1 protein-coding gene and 1 pseudogene are annotated in these 1,286 nt (G+C 35.1%); one reads left to right on the top strand and one right to left on the bottom strand.

Annotation, left to right across the window (positions count from 1 at the left end):
• The coding region (locus tag ACFINC_RS09540) for a tail fiber protein (protein ID WP_375617056.1) at window positions 1–779 on the top strand (779 nt) is incomplete at its 5' end.
• A 384-nt stretch (window positions 780–1,163) separates the two neighbouring features.
• Here ACFINC_RS09540 and ACFINC_RS09535 read toward each other — a convergent pair.
• Window positions 1,164–1,286 (bottom strand): annotated as a pseudogene (locus ACFINC_RS09535) (iron ABC transporter); the annotation flags it as partial.

The raw sequence follows: 1,286 nt of genomic DNA, 5'->3' as shown, positions 1-1,286 counted from the left end.
CAACATTAATTACCTTAAAGACAGTTTCACCGATAAAGAAATACAACAATGATATCATCATACGTTTTAAGGCCCATGGCGTGAATGTTGGCAAGACGACAATAAAAGTTAATAGCATGGAAGAAAAGCCTATTTATAAGGCGACGCATACAGGTGTTATATCGTTAGAAGGGGGAGAGCTACAAACAGATGGTATTTATGAAATGGTATATAATGGCCATGTTTCAACAGAAGGTCGAGATGGTTGGTATTTATTGAACCCTACAGCACCAAAGATAGAAAGTTTTCCCGCTGGATTCATTGCAACATTTGCTATGCAAAATATACCGAATGGTTGGCTTTTATGTGATGGTACGGCTTATAAGCGTGAAGATTATCCGCAGTTATTCAAGGCTATAGGTGATAAATGGGGAAAAGATAGCGATACAACTTTTAAAGTTCCTGATTTTAGAGGCATGTTTCTACGTGGCTTTGATGATGGTCGGGGTTTAGATGAGGATAGAAAATTTGCAGATGAACAACAAGATAGCATAAAATCGCATACGCATATTGGAACCGTTGAAGAATCAGGAGCACATGTGCACGATTTTGAGTATAAAGGAGTTGGATGGCCAACTGGTAATATTGGGAGACTCCCGAATTATTATACCTATAATACAACCTTGAAAGGGACAACAGCTTCTGCTGGTGCGCATACACACAAGGTAACTCTTGCCAATACGGGTGAGGCTGAAACACGCCCCGTTAATACAACAGTCGTCTATGCTATAAAATCATGAGTATGATTGGGAAATACAGAATCTATATACATTTGATAATTTTGTTAACGCGGAGTAATTCCGCGTTATTTTTTATATATTTAAAGAGGAAACCTCTATACGGTTTATATAATACTTGAGAGAGCCAAAAAACAATTTTTAAAATAGAGGAAGAAAAGTGAAAAATATGATCATATTTAATCTTCTTATTGACTATAGAGGGAGGTAAATGATCATTATAAATCAGTATTTATCTATTGATAAAAACAGCTAAAGCACGTGCGTTATGAAAAAAATAATGCCACTAAAACCACAAATAAATCTTCTATGGATTTAGAGAAAAGAGTTCATTTAAAAATAAAACAGACTCTTGGATCTTTTCGTATTTTATTTTTTTCATGGATTTTAATTTTTAGATTGAAGCCGATAGCTTTGAGATCTAGCTTCACAGGAGGATGCTGTTTGAGGGAGTATAAATGGGATATCTTCTTTAGGTAATTCAGAAACGTTTAAGGAACAATGATAAAC

Source organism: Bartonella sp. AP58NXGY (assembly GCF_042195785.1).
In the GTDB taxonomy this organism is placed as follows: domain Bacteria; phylum Pseudomonadota; class Alphaproteobacteria; order Rhizobiales; family Rhizobiaceae; genus Bartonella.
Note: the sequence above shows the minus strand (reverse complement) of the source record. Positions and strands in the feature narration are given on the sequence as shown.